Genomic DNA, 17,425 nt, shown 5'->3' on the forward strand with positions numbered 1-17,425 from the left:
CGGAGCGCCGCTTTGAGCGGCTGCGCGTGCGCGCCGCCCACAACTGAACACATCGAATTGGGGACGATATGAAATTTGCGTTCGTTTTTCCGGGGCAGGGCTCGCAGTCGCTCGGCATGCTCAACGCGTTCGCCGACGATGCGATCGTTCGCGAAACCCTCCAGGAAGCGTCCGATGCACTCAGCCAGGATATCGGCAAGCTGATCGCCGAAGGCCCGGCCGAAGATCTGAATCTCACCGCCAATACGCAACCCGTCATGCTGACGGCCGCATACGCGATCTTTCGTGCGTGGCAGGCGGCAGGCGGTCCCGCGCCGGCAGTCCTCGCCGGCCACAGCCTCGGCGAATACACGGCGCTGGTCGCCGCCGGCGCGCTGAAGTTCCGCGATGCCGTGCCCTTGGTGCGCTTTCGTGCTCAGGCCATGCAGAACGCGGTGCCCGTCGGCCAGGGCGGCATGGCTGCGATTCTCGGCCTCGACGACGACGCCGTTCGTGAGGTGTGCAAGGAAGCGTCGGCGGCTGGCGTCGTCGAAGCAGTCAACTTCAATGCGCCCGCGCAGGTGGTGATCGCCGGCCATAAGGCCGCTGTCGAAAAGGCGTGCGAAGTGGCGAAGGCGAAGGGCGCGAAGCGCGCGCTTGCGCTGCCCGTGTCTGCGCCGTTCCATTCGTCGCTCCTCAAGCCCGCTTCGGATCAGCTGCGCGAGTACCTGGCGAGCGTCGAGGTGCAGGTGCCGTCCATTCCCGTCGTGAACAATGTCGACGTGGCCATCGTCAACGAACCGGCCGGCATCAAGGATGCGCTCGTCCGTCAGGCGGCGGGCGCCGTGCGCTGGGTCGAATGCGTGCAGTCGATGGGCAGGCAGGGCGTCACGCACATTGTCGAATGCGGTCCGGGCAAGGTGTTGGCGGGCTTGACCAGGCGTATCGACGGCAATCTGGGCGGCGCGGCCATCGTCGATCCCGCAACGCTCGACGAAGCGCTGAAACTCGTCGCGGCCTGAACGTCTCTTTGCAAAGCGGCAACGAATCAAACCGCCCCGCGTGTGCGGGGCAATGCGGAACCCAATGATGGAAAAGACTCTCGATAAACAGATTGCGATCGTGACGGGCGCGTCGCGCGGCATCGGCCGGGCAATCGCAATCGAACTGGCGCGTCAGGGCGCGACTGTGATCGGCACGGCAACGAGCGAAAGCGGCGCGAACGCGATTACCGAGGCGTTCAAGGCTGAGGGACTGAACGGCCGCGGCGCCGTGCTGAACGTCAACGACGCAGCCGCAGCGGAAGCGCTGATCGACGGTGCCGTGAAGGAATTCGGCGCGCTCAACGTGCTGGTGAACAACGCGGGCATCACGCAAGACCAGCTCGCGATGCGCATGAAGGACGAAGACTGGGACGTCGTCATCGACACGAACCTGAGGTCCGTTTTTCGCCTGTCGCGCGCGGTGCTGCGTCCGATGATGAAGGCGCGTGGCGGCCGCATCATCAACATCACGTCGGTGGTCGGCTCGGCGGGCAATCCGGGGCAGGCGAACTACGCGGCGGCGAAGGCTGGGGTGGCGGGCATGACACGTGCGCTCGCAAGAGAGATCGGCAGCCGCGGCATCACGGTGAACTGCGTCGCGCCGGGCTTCATCGATACCGACATGACGAAGACGCTGCCCGAAGAGCAGCAAACGGCACTGAAGGCGCAGATTCCGCTCGGCCGCCTCGGCAGTCCGGAAGATATTGCACATGCCGTCACGTTCCTTGCGTCGCCGCAGGCCGGTTATATCACCGGCACGACGTTGCACGTGAACGGCGGCATGTATATGTCGTAATCGAATTCAGTTACTATCCGCGCCTTGATGTAATTCAAAGCGCGGCCAGGACGCCTTTATAGCAACCTTGTGCGTCGCTTTTTTACAGATGCAAACCTGATAAAATGCGCGCACCTGCATTTATGAACTTTTTTCCCTTGGAGGGGTAATGGACAATATCGAACAACGCGTCAAGAAGATCGTTGCGGAACAACTCGGTGTTGCCGAAGCGGAAATCAAGAACGAAGCATCGTTCGTGAATGACCTCGGCGCTGACTCGCTCGACACGGTCGAGCTGGTGATGGCTCTCGAAGACGAATTCGGCATGGAAATTCCGGATGAAGAAGCCGAGAAGATCACGACTGTTCAGCAAGCGATCGACTACGCTCGCGCTAACGTCAAGGCCTAAGGTCATTCGCGCCCGCCTGGTTGCTTCGGCTGCTGCGAATGGCGCAGCGCCCGTCGTACCGGACGCCCTGTCGCGCCGTAGATCGGTACAAGCGGGGCAGGCGTCAATGCCGATGCGCATGCGCGCGAGCCTGACGGCGTCGTTCAAGGCACACTGGCCGATGCAGCAGATGTCGGCTCTTTCGTCATTGCGCTTACCGGTGCATTTTCTGACGTTTTTGTCAGTGCACTGGTCAGCGTATTCGACAGTGTCCGGGTCAGCGCGTTCGTCAGGTTAAACAGCCACAGGGCTCACAGGGCGCTTTCCTGTGCGCTACTGTGGCTTTTGTTTTGTCATCTATGGAAAAGGGGTTACCGTGAGCCGTCGTCGTGTTGTTGTTACAGGCCTGGGGCTGATTTCGCCTGTTGGCAATAATGTTGCCGACGGCTGGGCCAATCTGGTCGCCGGCAAGTCCGGCATCGCCAACATCACGAAGTTCGACGCGTCGAACTTCTCTACGCGTTTTGCCGGCGAAGTGAAGGGCTTCAATATCGAGGACTACATTCCCGGCAAGGAAGCGCGCCACATGGATACGTTCATCCATTACGGCGTGGCTGCGGGCATCCAGGCGATGCAGGACAGCGGCCTGGAAATCACCGAAGCAAATTCGGAGCGCGTCGGTGTGGTGGTGGGTTCGGGTATCGGCGGCCTGCCGATGATCGAAATCACGCAAACGGAGCTGCTGAACCGCGGTCCGCGCCGCATTTCGCCGTTCTTCGTGCCTGCGTCGATCATCAATATGATCTCCGGCCATCTGTCGATCAAGTTCGGCCTGAAGGGCCCGAACCTGTCGATGGTGACGGCTTGCACGACGGGCCTGCATTGCATCGGCGAAGCGTCGCGCCTGATCGAATACGGCGACGCCGACGTGATGATCGCGGGCGGCGCGGAATCGACCGTTTCGCCGCTCGGCATCGGCGGCTTCGCGGCGGCGCGCGCGCTGTCACAGCGTAACGACGATCCCGCGACGGCGAGTCGTCCATGGGACACGGACCGCGACGGCTTCGTGCTCGGCGAGGGCGCGGGCGTGATGGTGCTCGAAGAGTACGAGCATGCGAAGGCGCGTGGCGCGAAGATCTACGCTGAAGTCAGCGGCTACGGCATGAGCGGCGACGCGTATCACATGACGGCACCCCTCGAAGACGGCGATGGCGCACGTCGCTGCATGATCGCGGCGATGAAGAACGCGGGCGTCAACCCTGATTCGGTGAACTACCTGAACGCGCACGGCACGTCGACGCCGCTGGGCGACCTGGCCGAGACCACCGGCATCAAGCGCGCCTTCGGCGATCATGCGAAGAGCATCGTCGTGAACTCGACGAAGTCGATGACGGGTCACTTGCTGGGTGGCGCGGGCGGCCTGGAATCGGTATTCACGGTGCTGGCCGTGCATCATCAGGTGTCGCCGCCGACCATCAACATCTTCAACCAGGATCCGGAATGCGATCTCGACTACTGCGCGAACACCGCGCGGGAGATGAAGATCGACGTCGCGCTGAAGAACTCGTTCGGGTTCGGCGGCACGAACGGCACACTGGTTTTCAAGCGCGCGTAAGCGCTTGACGGCGGCATGCCAGTCGCCGGCCCAGCCGGCGAACATTCCCCCGAGCCTTCCCGGTATCGCACTGAACGGCGGACCCTCGCAGCGCGTTGTGCTGCGGCGGTCCGCCGGGTTGTATCTGGCGGCGGCAATTTTCGCCCTCGTTGCCGTGGCTTCCGTCTGCGCAACCATCGCGCCGCGATTCGGCACCGGCCATACGGCCGTCGCGGGGCTCGCTGTCCTTGCCGTTCTGGCGGCTGCAACCGTTCGTCATGCGTCCAATGCGCCTCGCGCCTTTAAAATCGGGCCGGAAGGACTGTCTGTCTGGAACCGGGCGGGAATATTGCACGCTCAGGCACGTATCGTTCGATGCAGCCAGTGGAGTGATTGCCTGCTGATGCTGTCACTTGAGGAAGAAAGTGGCAGATCGTATGAGATGCTGATCGCGGCCGATATGCTCGAGCGCGGCGCCTTTCATGAGCTCGCCGTGCTCGCGAGGCGCGCCGCGCACGCCTGACGCATCGGCCGGCGGGGCGAACGCTTGGACTGTAAAGACTGTAACGGCTGTTACGCGCGTAACGTGCCGCGTTGAAGGGGACGCTACAATGGTGCCCCGCCACACGCGCCAAAAGTTAACGGATTTATCAGGTGAGCGAAAAAGAAATAGATCAGGTGCTGGTTGAACGCGTCCAGAACGGCGATAAGGCCGCGTTCGAGCTTCTGGTCTCGAAATACCACCGCAAGATCATCCGGCTGATCTCGCGCCTCGTGCGGGATCCCGCCGAGGTCGAGGACGTGGCCCAGGATGCCTTCATCAAGGCATACCGGGCGCTGCCCCAATTTCGCGGTGAATCCGCTTTCTATACGTGGTTGTACCGGATTGCCGTCAACACGGCCAAGAACTACCTTGCGACCCAGGGCCGGCGCGCACCGACTTCGACGGAAGCGGATGCTGAAGAAGCTGAAACTTTCTCGGATGCTGACCAACTAAGGGATATCAACACGCCCGAGTCGATGTTGATGAGCAAACAGATCGCAGAGACGGTCAATGCTGCGATGGCGGTTTTACCGGAAGAGCTGCGCACCGCCATAACTCTTCGTGAAATTGAAGGTCTGAGCTATGAGGAAATCGCCGAAATGATGGGCTGTCCGATCGGCACCGTCAGGTCGAGAATTTTCCGCGCTCGCGAAGCCATTGCGGCAAAATTGCGTCCGCTGCTTGACACGCCCGAGGGCAAGCGCTGGTAACGGCTGTTGGTTACAGCGTCCAGCCGGCCTCGCGGACAGCGGCGCAGTATCTGGGTCAGGTGGTGTCACTACGGGGTGTCTGTAAAGATGGGGAGCATCATGGGGTCGGTTTCGATGCCAATGCAAACAAATGCGCAAGCAAGCTCGCGTGCCGAGCGACTGTCTGCTTTCGTCGACGGTGAACTGTTCGACGGCGAGCATCCGAACACAATTCTGTCCGCGCTGGATCATGAAGAGCGTGCGGCGTGGTCGTGCTATCACCTGATCGGCGACGCGCTGCGGTCGGACGATCTGGCCGTCAGCCCGGCTACGAGCAGCGCGTTTCTGAGCGGTTTCGCGGCTCGCTTCGAAGGCGAGGCGCATGTGCTGGCGCCTGCCGCCGTGCCGGCCACGCGCCGTCTGCTGGCGATGCGCCGCCGTGTGATCCCGGCGTTCGCGGTCGCTGCGGCCGCCGCCACGCTGACCTGGATCGTGATGCCGCAAATGCAGGGCGTGAATACGGGCACGGGCGCTACGCAGGTCGCGTCGGTTGCGTCGCCTTCGGACTCGATGCAGCGCGTCGCGATGGCGTCGATGCCTGCCGCGACCACGGCACAATCGAATGTGCCGGACGGCAACATCATCCGCGATGCAAGCCTCGACCAATATCTGGAAGCGCATCAGCAGTTCGGCTTGCAGCCTGTCGTATCGGGCTCGATGCCGTTGATCCGCGCGGCCTCCTTGACCACGCAGGGCCAATAGTCTGATGCCGAGTCTGCGGTTGAAAAGAACGACTATCTGGGGGCGGCTGCCGGCATTGCTGGTCTGTGCAGCCGTGATGCTGTCCGCGACGTCGCGCACCTTTGCGCAACCCGACGACGCCGCCGTCCACCACAGCGCGGCGGAACTGCTGAACCGGATCCATCAGGCCGCCCAGCAGCAGAACTACGAAGGCGCATTCGTGTATCAGCGCGGTAACTTCGTGCAGTCGTCGCGCATTTCGCATTATGCAACGCGTAACGACGGCGAGTTCGAGGCACTCGAAAGCCTGGACGGCAAGCCGCGCAAGATGCTGCGCCATAACGACGAGCTTTATACGTTCGTGCCGGAGCGGCATCTGTGCGTCGTCGAAAAGCGGCAGAACAAGGATTCGTTCCCTGCGCTGCTGTCAGCAAGCGGCGACCAGGTGCTGACCGTCTACGAGCCGAAAATGCTCGGCACGGACCGCGTCGCGGGCATCGACAGCCAGGTGATCGAGCTCGATCCGAAGGACGCGAACCGTTTCGCGTACAAGCTGTGGGCGGACACGAAAACGGGCTTGCTGCTGCGCGCGCAGACGCTCGATCCGAGCGGCCAGGTGCTGGAGCAGATGTCGTTTTCGCAGATTCGCATCGGTGTGCCCGCTGACAAGGCGCCCATCGCGACCGGCATCAAGAACACAGCGGGCTGGACGGTGGTGCACCCGCCCGTCGAGCCCGTCGACATGGAAGCGCAGGGCTGGCAGATCACATCGCCTGTCGCGGGTTTCCGCAAGATCCGGGAATTGCGCCGGCCGATGGCGGCAGCCGATCCCTCCAATCCGCCTATTCCTGTCGACCAGATGGTGTTTTCCGACGGCCTTGCCGCGCTGTCGATCTTCGTCGAGCCAGTCGAAAAAAGCACCCGCAAGGAAGGAGCGGGCAATAGCGGCGCAACGCACGTGCTGGTCAAACGGCGCGGCGATTTCTGGATCACCTTGCTCGGGGAAGTGCCTCAGACCACGTTGCAGCAATTTGCGGCTGCCATAGAATACAAGCCTTCCCGGTAATCCTTCGGTTCGCTACGACATGACGACTTTTTCGGTGCGCAAATTCTTCGCGGCCGCAGTGCTGGTGGCTTGCCTGCCGCTCATGCCGCACACGGCGTCGGCAGCGCCCGCTGCCAATCTGCCCGATTTCACCGATCTGGTCGACAAGGTCGGACCGGCGGTCGTCAATATCCGCACCACGGCGCGCGTATCCAACTCCACACGGGGCCTGCCGCCCGGCATGGATGACGGCGACATGTCGGAGTTCTTCCGTCGTTTCTTCGGCATTCCGATGCCCAATTCCCCGCAGTCGCCGCAATCGCCAGGCACGCCGAATACGCCTCGCGGCGGCAACAACGACCAGGACCAGGCGCCCGACAGCGGCGGCGGCGATAACGAACAGAACAGCGGCGTCGGCTCGGGCTTCATCCTGTCGTCGGACGGCTATGTGATGACCAACGCCCACGTGATCGACGACGCCGACACCATCTACGTCACGCTCACCGACAAGCGCGAGTTCAAGGCAAAACTGATCGGTGTCGACGACCGCACGGACGTAGCCGTCGTGAAGATCAACGCGTCGAGCCTGCCGACAGTGCAGATCGGCGATTCGAACAAGGTGCGCGTCGGCGAATGGGTCGTCGCAATCGGCTCGCCATTCGGCCTCGAAAATACGGTGACGGCGGGCATCGTCAGTGCGAAGGGGCGCGACACCGGCGACTATCTACCGTTCATCCAGACGGACGTCGCCGTGAATCCCGGCAATTCGGGCGGGCCGCTGATCAACATGCAGGGTGAAGTGATCGGCATCAACTCGCAGATCTATAGCCGTACGGGCGGATTCATGGGCATATCGTTCGCGATCCCGATCGACGAAGCGATGCGTGTGGCCGATCAGCTGAAAACGTCCGGCAAGGTCGTGCGCGGCCGCATTGCCGTCGCGATCGGCGAAGTCACCAAGGACGTCGCCGACTCGCTCGGCCTGCCGAAGGCGCAAGGCGCGCTCGTCAGCAGCGTCGAGCCTGGCGGCCCCGCAGACAAGGCCGGTGTGCAGCCGGGCGACATCATCCTGAAGTTCAACGGTCATAACGTGGACACGGCGACGGACCTGCCGCGCATGGTCGGCGATACCAAGCCGGGCACGAAGGCGACGATTACGTTGTGGCGCAAGGGCCAGACCCGCGAGGTGCCCGTGACGGTCGCCGAGATGCAGCCGGACAAGACCGCGAAGGTCGATCAAAAGAAGGCGCCCACGCCGAAGCCGCGTGCGTCGAATGCGCTGGGCGTGGCTGTCAGCGACATTCCGGCCGATCAGATGAAGTCGCTTAAGCTGCGCAACGGCGTGCAAGTGGACGCCGTCGACGGCCCCGCTGCGCGCGTCGGACTGCAGCGCGGCGACATCATCCTGCGCGTCGGCGATACGGACATTACGAGCGCCAAGCAGTTCGAGGAAGTCACCTCGCATCTCGATCCGTCGAAGATGGTCGCGCTGCTGGTCCGTCGCGGCGAGAACACGCAGTTCGTGCCCGTTCGCCCGCGCGTCGCGAAGTAGTCGACGTGACATCGCTCACCCTCTACGGGCGCACATGGTGCCACCTCTGCGACGACATGCGCGCTGCGCTCGAGCCTTTGCTCGCCGAGTTCGGCGCGCAGGTCGACGTGATCGACATCGACGCCGATCCGTCGCTCGAGGCGCGGTACAACGATTGGGTTCCCGTGCTGGTGCATGACGGCGTCGAGCTGTGCCACTACCATCTCGACGCAGCGCGCGTGCGTGCCGCGCTGAGCGGCCAGCCGGCTATGCCGCCACGCTGAACGTGGCCGGCGCACGATCAGACGGGCAAGGCGAATCCGGGAACCGGTGTGGTACGGACAGCTTCCGACGTCCGCAAGACGCGACCGCCGACCCCATTTCGGCTAAAATAGGCAAGTTTTTCACTTACTTACAAGGCGTGCTCCGCAATCGTCCGAGCGCGCCTTTTTCGCTTGATCGGCACTGAATGGATCATATTCGTAACTTCTCGATCATTGCGCACATCGACCATGGCAAGTCGACGCTCGCCGATCGCATCATCCAGATTTGCGGCGGTCTGTCGGACCGCGAAATGGAAGCACAGGTGCTCGACTCGATGGACCTCGAGCGCGAGCGCGGCATCACCATCAAGGCACAAACGGCCGCGCTGTCGTATCGTGCGCGAGACGGCAAGCTGTACAACCTGAACATGATCGACACGCCGGGGCACGTCGACTTCTCGTACGAAGTCAGCCGCTCGCTGTCCGCATGTGAAGGCGCGCTGCTGGTCGTCGATGCGAGCCAGGGCGTCGAGGCGCAGACGGTCGCGAACTGCTACACGGCCATCGAACTGGGCGTCGAAGTGGTGCCCGTGCTGAACAAGATCGACCTCCCGGCGGCCAACCCGGAAAACGCGATTGCCGAGATCGAAGACGTGATCGGCATCGACGCCGCCGATGCGACGCCTTGCAGCGCGAAGACGGGCATGGGCGTCGAGGATGTGCTCGAAGCGCTAATCGCGAAAGTGCCGCCGCCGAAGGGCAACGCGGACGAACCGCTGCAGGCGCTGATCATCGACTCGTGGTTCGACAACTATGTCGGCGTCGTGATGCTGGTGCGTATCGTCAACGGCACGCTGCGTCCGAAGGACCGCATTCGCTTGATGGCGACGGGCGCCGAATATCCCGTCGAACACGTCGGCGTGTTCACACCGAAGTCGAAGAATCTCGAAGCGCTGTCGGCGGGGCAGGTGGGATTCATTATCGCGGGCATCAAGGAACTGACGGCCGCCAAGGTTGGCGACACGGTCACGACCGTGAAGAACGCCGCGCCGGAACCGCTGCCGGGCTTCAAGGAAGTGAAGCCGCAGGTGTTCGCCGGCCTCTATCCCGTCGAAGCAAACCAGTACGACGCGCTGCGTGAATCGCTGGAAAAGCTGAAGCTCAACGACGCGTCGCTGATGTACGAACCGGAAGTGTCCCAGGCGCTCGGATTCGGCTTCCGTTGCGGCTTTCTCGGTCTGCTGCATATGGAGATCGTCCAGGAACGTCTCGAGCGCGAGTTCGATATGGACCTGATCACCACGGCGCCGACCGTGGTCTATGAAGTCGTCCAGCGCGACGGTACGACCGTGATGGTCGAGAATCCGGCGAAGATGCCGGACCCGTCGAAGATCGAAGAAGTGCGCGAGCCGATCGTCACCGTGAACCTGTACATGCCGCAGGACTACGTCGGCTCGGTGATCACGCTTTGTACGCAAAAGCGCGGTGTGCAGATCAACATGCAGTACCACGGCCGCCAGGTCCAGCTGACGTACGAAATCCCGATGGGCGAGATCGTGCTCGACTTCTTCGATCGCCTGAAGTCGGTGTCGCGCGGCTACGCGTCGATGGACTACGAGTTCAAGGAATATCGCGCATCGGACGTCGTGAAAGTCGACATGTTGATCAACGGCGACAAGGTCGACGCGCTGTCGGTGATCGTGCACCGTTCGCAGAGCCAGTATCGCGGGCGCGAAGTGGCCGCGAAAATGCGCGAGATCATTCCGCGTCAGATGTACGACGTCGCGATTCAGGCGGCGATCGGCGCCCATATCATTGCGCGTGAGAACATCAAGGCGTTGCGAAAGAACGTTCTTGCCAAGTGCTATGGCGGCGACATCACGCGTAAGAAGAAGCTGCTGGAGAAACAGAAGGAAGGCAAGAAGCGGATGAAGCAAGTCGGCTCGGTTGAGATTCCGCAAGAGGCTTTCTTGGCCATTCTGCGTGTCGAAGACAAATAAGACTAAGAACTGGAACTCTATGAATTTTGCGCTGATTCTTTTTGTGCTCGTGGTTATTACGGGCGTGGCATGGGTCGCAGACAAATTGGTTTTTCTGCCGAAAAGGCGCCGCGCGGCTGAGGCAGCCGTTGCCGAGTTCGACAATCAGCAGGCACGCATCGGCGAGCGTTTCGCCGATGAGAACGCGCCCGCCACGCGCGCCCGTTTGCGCGAGGAAAAGCTGCGTCAGCCGTGGTGGCTCGAGTACACGGCCAGCTTTTTCCCAGTGATTCTCGTCGTGTTCGTCGTGCGCTCGTTCGTTGTCGAACCGTTCAAGATTCCGTCGGGCTCGATGGTGCCGACGCTGCTGGTCGGCGACTTCATCCTCGTGAACAAATACGACTACGGCCTGCGTCTTCCCATTACCAATACGAAGATCACAGAAGGCCGTCCGTTGCAGCGTGGCGATGTCGTCGTGTTCCGCTATCCGAAGGACGAGTCGGTCGACTACATCAAACGCGTGATCGGCTTGCCGGGCGACGTCGTCTCGTACGAAGACAAGAAGCTCACGATCAACGGCAAGCCGGTGCCGGAAGCGCCGCTGCCCGATTACTTCGACGAAGAGCGCGTCGGTTACGCGAAGCAGTTCGAAGAGGACATCGACGGCCGCAAGAACAGGATTCTGAACAACCCTGTTGTGCCGCCCTTCATTGTCGGCGCGGAGGACTATCCGTTTCGCGATAACTGCAAGTACGACGCGCGCGGCGTGACGTGCAAGGTGCCGCCCGGCAACTACTTCATGATGGGCGACAACCGCGATAACAGTGCCGACAGCCGCTACTGGGGCTTCGCGCCCGACAAGAACATCGTGGGGCGCGCGTTCTTCATCTGGATGAACTTCAGCAACCTGAAACGCATCGGCGGTTTCGAGTAACTGCTTTTCGCGCGTCGGCTACCCGGTGCGCGTCAATGCCGCGCAACACGTCGCGCATTTAGCGCGGCGTGTTATCACGCTACTTTAAAAACGCGCGGTAACGTCGCTACAACACGCTTATTCGGCGCCGGGGCCGCGTTTTCGCCCTGTGATGCGCCCGCGTTATACTCTGCACATGCCCCTATCTCCGTTGGAAAGCCGTTTGCGCTATGAATTTCGCAATGCGGAATTGTTGCGCCAGGCTCTAACTCACCGAAGTCACAGTGCCACGCATAACGAGCGGCTGGAATTTCTCGGCGACTCCGTTCTGAACTGCGCGGTGGCCGCGCTTTTGTTTCAACGTTTCGGCAAGCTGGACGAGGGCGATCTGTCCCGTGTCCGGGCAAATCTGGTCAAACAGCAATCGCTGTACGAAATCGCTCAGGCCCTGAATATCTCCGAAGGTTTGCGGCTCGGTGAGGGCGAATTGCGCAGCGGCGGTTTTCGCCGTCCGTCGATTCTCGCCGACACGCTCGAGGCCATTCTCGGCGCGATTTTTCTGGATGGCGGTTTCGAGGCCGCCCAGACGGTCATCAAGCGTCTGTACGTGCCGATCCTCGATCATATTGATCCGCGCACGCTCGGCAAAGACGCCAAAACCTTGCTCCAGGAGTATCTGCAGGGCCATAAGATCCCGCTGCCGACCTATACCGTCGTGGCCACGCATGGTGCGGCGCACAATCAGCAGTTCGAAGTCGAATGCACGGTGCCCAAGCTGGACGTGAAGGTGTCCGGTTCTGGCGCGAGCCGCCGCGCCGCCGAGCAAGCCGCCGCGAAGAAGGCGCTCGATGAAGTGATGGCTGCGGCGCCCGCTGTCGTTGCGAAGCCGAAGCGCTCGAAGGGCGCACGGGCCGCCAAGCAGGCCGAGGCCGAAGTCGTGCCCGGCGTGACAGGCGTGCAGGCGGCGCTCGATTTGCGCGCGCCCGATCATCGCAAGGCGGAGCGCGCGGCGCGCGGCGAGGCGAAGCCGATGGCGCCTGAGACGCCGTCAGCGGGGCAGGCGGCTGCCGCCGCACCGCTCGCGGTCATTCGCGCGGCGCACGTCGAGTACAGCCAAGAGCCGGCTGGCGCGGAAAAGAGCGAGCGCGGCGACAAGGGCGAGCGCTCCGCACGAGCGGCCGAGAAGCCCGCAGGGGATAAAGCCACGCAGGAGAAAATGGCTGCGGATAAAACCGCTCACGACAGGCTTGCCCAGGAAAAGAGCGCTGACAGGCCCGAAACTCCGTCGCGTGTGGCCGAAAAAGCGCCTGAAAAGGGCGCTGAAAAGCCGATCGAAAGATCCGCTGACAAGCCCGTCGACAAAGCCGCGGACAAGCCCACGGAAAAGTCCGAGCCCGCGGTTCGCCCACTGGAGAAGCCGGCTGAAAAGCCCGCCGCCGACAAGCCCGACACGACGACCCGCGGCGCGGACAAATCCGCGTCTCGCGCTCGCGAGGCCGCGCCCAACGCGAGCGACCTCGAACCCGGCATCGCCGACGCGGTGCAGACCCGCGTGGCCGATGCCGGTCATTGAACGCAACTTGACGTGGACGTGCGTACTACCGCGCGCCCACACGAACCTGCCGTAGTCCGAATATGAACGCTTCCACCCCCACTGGTTTTCGCTGCGGCATGGTCGCGATCGTTGGCCGTCCGAATGTCGGCAAGTCGACGCTGATGAACGCGCTCGTCGGCCAGAAGGTCAGCATCACGTCGCGCAAGGCGCAGACGACGCGCCACCGCATCACGGGCATCAACACGATCGACGACGCGCAGTACGTCTTCGTCGATACGCCTGGCTTTCAGACACGGCACAGCGGCGCGCTGAACCGTTCGCTGAATCGCGCGGTCACGTCGACGCTCACATCCGTCGATGCCGTGCTGTTCGTAATCGAAGCCGGCCGCTTCGGTCCCGACGACCAGAAGGTGCTCGACCTGATTCCCGCTTCGGCGCCGACACTGCTGATCGCGAACAAGCTCGATCGAGTCGGCGACAAAGATTCGCTGTTCCCGTTCATGCAGCAGATGAGCGGGCTGCGCGAGTTCAAGGAAATCGTGCCGTTGTCGGCGAAGAATCCCGACGACATCAAACGTCTGCTGTCGACCGTCAAACCGTATTTGCCGGAAGGCGAGCCCATTTACGGCGAAGATGACCTGACCGATCGCAGCGAGCGCTTTCTCGCCGCTGAAATCCTGCGCGAGAAGGTGTTCCGCTGGACGGGCGACGAGTTGCCGTACACGAGCACCGTGCTGATCGACAAGTTCGAGACGGAAGGGCGTCTGCGCCGCATCTTCGCGACGATCCTCGTCGAGCGCGATACGCACAAGGCGATGATCATCGGCCAGAAGGGCGCGAAGCTGAAGCAGATCAGCACGGAAGCGCGCCTCGATATGGAGAAGCTGTTCGATGGTCCCGTGTACCTCGAAACGTTCGTCAAGGTGAAGAGTGGCTGGGCCGACAATGAAGCCGGACTCCGCGCCTATGGTTACGAGTGACGGCGCGACGGACACCCAGCCTGATGCGTGGATGACGCTGCCGAACGAAGCGAATCCGGACGCCGATCCCGACGACGTCGCGCACTTGCACCCCGAATCCGAGCCGTTTGCGCCGCATGAACGCGCGAAGCCGGCCCGCACGGCACGTTCGACCAAACGCGGCACGGGCGGCCGCGCCGCAGCGCGCAACGACAGCAGCGACAGCAGCGACAGCGACGACAGCAACGACGGCAACGACCGTGCCGAAGCGCCGCCGCGCAAGACATCGGCGCGCCGTTCATCGCCGCGTGCGCCTGCCTCCGAGTTCCGGATCACCGAGCAGCCGGCGTTCGTGCTGCACAGTTATCCCTATCGCGAGACGAGCCTGATCATCGACGTGCTGTCGCGCGATCACGGCCGCATCGCGCTCATCGCGAAGGGCGCCAAGCGTCCGCATTCGGCGCTGCGCGGCGTGTTGCAGACATTCCAGCCGCTGTCGCTCGCATGGTCGGGCAAATCGGAGATGCGCACGCTGACGGGCGCCGAGTGGGTCGGCGGGATGCTGCCGCTGACGGGCGATGCACTGCTGTGCGGGTTCTACGTCAACGAGCTGCTCGTCAAGTTTCTCGCGCGCGAAGATCCGCACCCGCAGCTGTTCCATCACTACGTCGTCACGTTGACGCGGCTTGCGCACGACGAGCCGCCCGTGCAGGTGCTGCGTTCGTTCGAGCGCGTGCTGCTGCGCGAGACGGGTTACGCGATGTCGCTCAATCGCACGGTGACGCGCAAGGCCGTGGTGCCGGACGGGCGCTACGTGTTTGATCCGGAGCGCGGCGTGCGCGAAGCGTCGGACGATCTCCCTTCGAACTGGCCCGTGATCAGCGGACAAACCTTGCTCGACATGGAACAGGACGATTACCATCGAGCGCAGACCGTCGCGCAAAGCAAGACGCTGATGCGCTTTTTGCTCAACACCTATCTGGGCGGCACGCCGCTCGCGACGCGCCAGATTCTGATCGACCTGCAGAACTTATGAGCTTCTTTCTGACTTCTCCAAATGTGATCGACCTCGGCGTGAACATCGATCACGTCGCCACGCTGCGCAATGCGCGCGGCACGTCGTATCCCGATCCGATCCGCGCTGCGCTGCAAGCGGAGGAAGCAGGCGCCGACGCCATCACGCTGCATCTGCGCGAAGACCGCCGCCATATCGTCGATGCCGATGTGCGCGCGCTGCGTCCGCAACTGAAGACGCGCATGAACCTCGAATGCGCGGTCACGCAGGAAATGCTCGATATCGCGTGCGAAGTGCAGCCGCATGACGTGTGTCTCGTGCCCGAGAAGCGCCAGGAGCTGACGACGGAAGGCGGACTCGACGTCGCCGGCCATTTCGAGGCGGTGCGCGCCGCGTGCAGTCAACTGGCGGACGCGGGCTCGCGCGTGTCGCTCTTCATCGACGCCGACGAAACGCAAATCCGCGCCGCGCACGAAGCGGGCGCGCCCGTGATCGAACTGCATACGGGCGCTTACGCGGAAGCGCACGATCCAGCCGGGCAGCAGCGCGAGTACGAGCGCATCGTGCGCGGCGTCGAGTTCGGCGCGTCGCTGGGCCTGAAGGTGAACGCGGGGCACGGCCTGCATTACACGAACGTCCAGCAGATCGCGGCGATAGAAGGGATCGTCGAACTGAATATCGGTCACGCGATCGTCGCGCATGCGATCTTCGCGGGCTGGGAGAACGCCGTGCGTGAGATGAAGGCGATCATGGTCGCCGCGCGTCTCGCGGCGCGCGCATAACTTCGCGCAACCACGAACCACGAACCACGAACAGCGACGGCACGGGTATGGCGATCTACGGCATCGGCACTGACATCGTTCAGGTCAGCCGCGTTGCAGCGGTGATGGAGCGCACGAATGGGCGCTTCGCCCAGAAGGTGCTCGGCCCTGAGGAACTGCGCGTCTACGAGGCGCGCAATGCACGCTCGAAGGCGCGCGGCCTCGCGTTTCTCGCGACGCGTTTCTCCGTCAAGGAGGCTTTTTCGAAGGCGATCGGGCTCGGCATGCGCTGGCCGATGACGTGGCGCGCGTTGCAGACGCTCAACGAGCCGAGCGGCCGCCCGGTGTGCGTCGCGTCGGGCGAGCTCGCCGAGTGGCTCGCGCAGCGCGGGATTACGTCGCGCGTGACACTGTCCGACGAACGCGACTACGCAGTGTCGTTCGTGATCGCCGAAACGCCCGATACTTCGGCCTGATTGATCCAACGCGGCGCGGCGCGAAACCGTCGCCGCGTTTTTTGCTTCTTCCTGATGGACTCGATGAAACTGACTCCTGGCCCGGTGATGCTCGACGTGGTCGGCAAGACGCTGAACGCCGACGACGAGCGCCGCCTCGCGCATCCGATGACGGGCGGCGTGATCCTGTTCGCACGGCATTTCGAAAGCCGCGCGCAGCTGATCGCGTTGACGAACGCGATCCGCGAAGTACGCGGCGATCTGCTGATCGCCGTCGATCACGAAGGCGGGCGCGTGCAGCGTTTCCGCACGGACGGCTTCACGGTGCTGCCGTCGATGGGCAAGCTTGGCGCGCTGTGGGACGCCGACGTGCTGCATGCGACCAAGGTGACGACGGCCGTCGGGTATGTGCTCGCGTCCGAGCTGCGCGCGTGCGGCATCGACATGAGCTTCACGCCCGTGCTCGATCTGAACTACGGCCACTCGCAGGTGATCGGCGACCGCGCGTTCCACCGCGATCCGCGTGTCGTGACGCTGCTCGCGAAGAGCCTCAATCATGGCCTTGCGCTCGCGGGCATGGCGAACTGCGGCAAGCACTTTCCGGGGCACGGGTTCGCGACGGCGGACTCGCACGTTGCCGTGCCCGTCGACGATCGCACGCTCGACGAGATTTTCAGCGAAGACGTCGCGCCGTATGACTGGCTGGGACTGTCGCTCGCATCGGTGCTGCCGGGGCATGTGATCTATCCGAAGATCGATAGCAAGCCGGCCGGCTTTTCGCGCGTGTGGGTTCAGGACATTCTGCGCAAGCGGCTGCGTTTCGAAGGCGCGGTGTTCAGCGACGATTTGTCGATGGAAGCGGCGCGCCAGGGCGGCACGCTGACGCAAGCGGCGACGGCCGCGCTCGAAGCCGGCGTCGACATGGTGCTGATCTGCAACCAGCCCGAAGAAGCGGGAAAGGTGCTCGATGCGCTGCGCTTCAGGCAGTCCAAGGAATCGAAGCGGCGGCTCAAGCGGATGCGCCCGCGCGGCAAGGCGTTGTCGTGGGACAAGCTTGCCGCTGAGCCGCAATATCAGCAGGCGCAGGCGCTGTTGCGGGCGGTGTTCGCGGCCTGATTTCGCGGCCTGACGGGCGCCATCTGGCGCAAGCAAAAGGACGGGCCGGCCCGTCCTTTTGCTTTGCGGCGAGCCGCGAA

At 63.0% G+C, this 17,425-nt stretch carries 18 protein-coding genes; all 18 read left to right on the top strand.

Annotated elements, in window-relative coordinates; translation table 11 throughout:
• The first annotated feature begins 68 nt into the window (after window positions 1-68).
• The 18 genes from fabD to nagZ all read left to right on the top strand — a co-directional run bounded on the left by fabD (window position 69) and on the right by nagZ (window position 17,345).
• A complete protein-coding gene (gene fabD, locus J8I87_RS18990; RefSeq protein WP_209933268.1) occupies window positions 69-1,001 on the top strand; it encodes an ACP S-malonyltransferase in 933 nt (310 codons plus the stop codon).
• A 67-nt stretch (window positions 1,002-1,068) separates the two neighbouring features.
• On the top strand, window positions 1,069-1,818 hold the full coding sequence (fabG, locus tag J8I87_RS18995; RefSeq protein WP_209933337.1) for a 3-oxoacyl-ACP reductase FabG: 750 nt from the start codon (window positions 1,069-1,071) through the stop codon (window positions 1,816-1,818).
• 148 nt (window positions 1,819-1,966) lie between these two features.
• On the top strand, window positions 1,967-2,206 hold the full coding sequence (gene acpP, locus J8I87_RS19000; RefSeq protein ID WP_004197638.1) for an acyl carrier protein: 240 nt from the start codon (window positions 1,967-1,969) through the stop codon (window positions 2,204-2,206).
• Between the two features lie 355 nt (window positions 2,207-2,561).
• Window positions 2,562-3,800: a beta-ketoacyl-ACP synthase II gene (fabF, locus tag J8I87_RS19005; protein WP_209933269.1), complete on the top strand. Its 1,239-nt coding sequence runs from the start codon at window positions 2,562-2,564 to the stop codon at window positions 3,798-3,800.
• 118 nt (window positions 3,801-3,918) lie between these two features.
• On the top strand, window positions 3,919-4,302 hold the full coding sequence (locus J8I87_RS19010) for a protein YgfX (protein ID WP_209933270.1): 384 nt from the start codon (window positions 3,919-3,921) through the stop codon (window positions 4,300-4,302).
• A 131-nt stretch (window positions 4,303-4,433) separates the two neighbouring features.
• Complete coding sequence (gene rpoE / locus J8I87_RS19015) at window positions 4,434-5,033, top strand: RNA polymerase sigma factor RpoE (RefSeq protein WP_012400242.1); 600 nt, start codon at window positions 4,434-4,436, stop codon at window positions 5,031-5,033.
• A 99-nt stretch (window positions 5,034-5,132) separates the two neighbouring features.
• Entirely contained in the window at window positions 5,133-5,774 is a 642-nt protein-coding gene (locus tag J8I87_RS19020; protein WP_209933271.1) for a sigma-E factor negative regulatory protein, read from the top strand.
• A gap of 4 nt (window positions 5,775-5,778) precedes the next feature.
• Window positions 5,779-6,819 carry a MucB/RseB C-terminal domain-containing protein gene (locus tag J8I87_RS19025; RefSeq protein ID WP_209933273.1) on the top strand — a complete coding sequence of 347 codons (1,041 nt, stop codon included), beginning with the start codon at window positions 5,779-5,781 and terminating at the stop codon, window positions 6,817-6,819.
• A 19-nt stretch (window positions 6,820-6,838) separates the two neighbouring features.
• Window positions 6,839-8,350, top strand: a complete 1,512-nt coding sequence (locus tag J8I87_RS19030; protein WP_209933274.1) for a DegQ family serine endoprotease — start codon at window positions 6,839-6,841, stop codon at window positions 8,348-8,350.
• A 5-nt stretch (window positions 8,351-8,355) separates the two neighbouring features.
• Window positions 8,356-8,613: a glutaredoxin family protein gene (locus J8I87_RS19035; protein ID WP_313065053.1), complete on the top strand. Its 258-nt coding sequence runs from the start codon at window positions 8,356-8,358 to the stop codon at window positions 8,611-8,613.
• Window positions 8,614-8,798: 185 nt separating this feature from the next.
• Window positions 8,799-10,592 carry a translation elongation factor 4 gene (gene lepA, locus J8I87_RS19040; protein ID WP_209933276.1) on the top strand — a complete coding sequence of 598 codons (1,794 nt, stop codon included), beginning with the start codon at window positions 8,799-8,801 and terminating at the stop codon, window positions 10,590-10,592.
• A 19-nt stretch (window positions 10,593-10,611) separates the two neighbouring features.
• Window positions 10,612-11,505 carry a signal peptidase I gene (gene lepB, locus J8I87_RS19045; RefSeq protein ID WP_209933277.1) on the top strand — a complete coding sequence of 298 codons (894 nt, stop codon included), beginning with the start codon at window positions 10,612-10,614 and terminating at the stop codon, window positions 11,503-11,505.
• A gap of 175 nt (window positions 11,506-11,680) precedes the next feature.
• Window positions 11,681-13,057 (top strand): ribonuclease III, encoded by a 1,377-nt coding sequence (gene rnc / locus J8I87_RS19050; protein WP_209933340.1) that lies wholly within the window; start codon window positions 11,681-11,683, stop codon window positions 13,055-13,057.
• Between the two features lie 62 nt (window positions 13,058-13,119).
• The gene (era, locus tag J8I87_RS19055) at window positions 13,120-14,019 is read left to right on the top strand and encodes a GTPase Era (RefSeq protein WP_209933278.1); all 900 of its coding nucleotides are present in this window, start codon (window positions 13,120-13,122) and stop codon (window positions 14,017-14,019) included.
• Window positions 14,006-15,034: a DNA repair protein RecO gene (gene recO / locus J8I87_RS19060; RefSeq protein ID WP_245254012.1), complete on the top strand. Its 1,029-nt coding sequence runs from the start codon at window positions 14,006-14,008 to the stop codon at window positions 15,032-15,034. The genes era and recO overlap by 14 nt, the downstream gene beginning before the upstream one ends.
• Window positions 15,031-15,795 carry a pyridoxine 5'-phosphate synthase gene (gene pdxJ, locus J8I87_RS19065; RefSeq protein ID WP_209933279.1) on the top strand — a complete coding sequence of 255 codons (765 nt, stop codon included), beginning with the start codon at window positions 15,031-15,033 and terminating at the stop codon, window positions 15,793-15,795. The genes recO and pdxJ overlap by 4 nt, the downstream gene beginning before the upstream one ends.
• Before the next feature lie 47 nt (window positions 15,796-15,842).
• Window positions 15,843-16,250 carry a holo-ACP synthase gene (gene acpS / locus J8I87_RS19070; RefSeq protein WP_209933280.1) on the top strand — a complete coding sequence of 136 codons (408 nt, stop codon included), beginning with the start codon at window positions 15,843-15,845 and terminating at the stop codon, window positions 16,248-16,250.
• Between the two features lie 63 nt (window positions 16,251-16,313).
• Window positions 16,314-17,345 (top strand): beta-N-acetylhexosaminidase, encoded by a 1,032-nt coding sequence (nagZ, locus tag J8I87_RS19075; RefSeq protein WP_209933282.1) that lies wholly within the window; start codon window positions 16,314-16,316, stop codon window positions 17,343-17,345.
• The last annotated feature ends 80 nt before the right edge of the window (window positions 17,346-17,425 follow it).

It is taken from the genome of Paraburkholderia sp. LEh10, from assembly GCF_017814945.1.
Taxonomy (GTDB): Bacteria; Pseudomonadota; Gammaproteobacteria; order Burkholderiales; family Burkholderiaceae; genus Paraburkholderia.